The following is a 1,038-nucleotide window of genomic DNA, read 5'->3' as shown; positions in this document are numbered from 1 at the left end:
ATTGTGTTTTAATTTTTCTGGCTTTCCGATTCCTTCAGTTGGGTTTTCTTGAATCGAAATAATTAGTTTTTGTATCTTATTTTGAATTATTTTGTCCCCGCTTTTTTTCCAATAACTAATATCTTTTAGGGCTTCATCAGTATACCCTATTTCCATAAATCCTCTGTTTTTATAAATGTAACTCTGCCTTTTTCAGAGTCTTCTTTTGAGCGCATTATTTTGGCTACAAATTCGGGATTATACGGTTCATCATTTATTTCTGCAATAGGGACAATCGCATAAGTCTTGCCTTTACCTCTGTGGATCAATATTTTTTCTTCCTGTGCTATATCAAGATATTTTTTGATATTTCCCCTAAATTCGGATACGCTAATTGTTATCATTGTTTTTTTACAAATGTACATAATTATGTACATTTGTAAAGTTTTTTTAGCATTTTTATTTTGACCGAATTTGAAGAGTCCAAAGAAGTTTTTAATAAAATCATTTTAAAGCGTTTTAAAGCCTTTTTTTTTTTAGACTTATAATTTTACTGTAAACAGCAAAATAATCAAAATAAAGCCTTAAAAAGCATCAAAAAACCGCCCGCCCGCCCCCTGGTTTACTTTCAATCTTTTTCTTTTTTGTTTTTTTGTTTTTCTTTTTTGGACTTTTTTCTGAAAGGACTTTTTTGGGATTTCAACCAAATAAAAACCGAAAACAAGACAAAATTAGGTCGCACGCGCTACTGTTTAAAAACTTTAAAAAGATTTAAATACTTTAGGCACTCGGAAACCCCAATAAAATCAAGGGTTAACGATTTGAAAAGAAACTTTTTATAAGCGAAAAGAAACTTTTTATAAGCGAAAAGAAATTATTTTTTAAATAGTTTCTTTATTTAGTTTCCTTTATTATATTTGCTTTATGGAAAACAAAAAAACACCTTCCGAAAAGAAAATAAAGCAACATAATACCATTACATCGGGTCGTTATGATTTTAGTGCCTGTCAATTAGATGTATTGTTTATGTTGTTGGCTTCGCTGAATGAATCCGATGAG

At 29.7% G+C, this 1,038-nt stretch carries 2 protein-coding genes; both read right to left on the bottom strand.

The genetic code is table 11. The features are described 5' to 3' along the window. The coding region (locus GA0070216_RS36790; RefSeq protein WP_141723312.1) for a type II toxin-antitoxin system YoeB family toxin at positions 1-156 on the bottom strand (156 nt) is incomplete at its 3' end. Beyond that, positions 147-416 carry a DUF2683 family protein gene (locus tag GA0070216_RS33530; RefSeq protein WP_091254930.1) on the bottom strand — a complete coding sequence of 90 codons (270 nt, stop codon included), beginning with the start codon at positions 414-416 and terminating at the stop codon, positions 147-149. The genes GA0070216_RS33530 and GA0070216_RS36790, both read right to left, overlap by 10 nt. Positions 417-1,038 lie beyond the last annotated feature (622 nt).

The sequence above is a fragment of the Micromonospora matsumotoense genome, assembly GCF_900091525.1.
In the GTDB taxonomy this organism is placed as follows: Bacteria; Actinomycetota; Actinomycetes; order Mycobacteriales; family Micromonosporaceae; genus Micromonospora; species Micromonospora matsumotoensis.
This window is presented reverse-complemented; position numbering and strand designations above follow the sequence as displayed.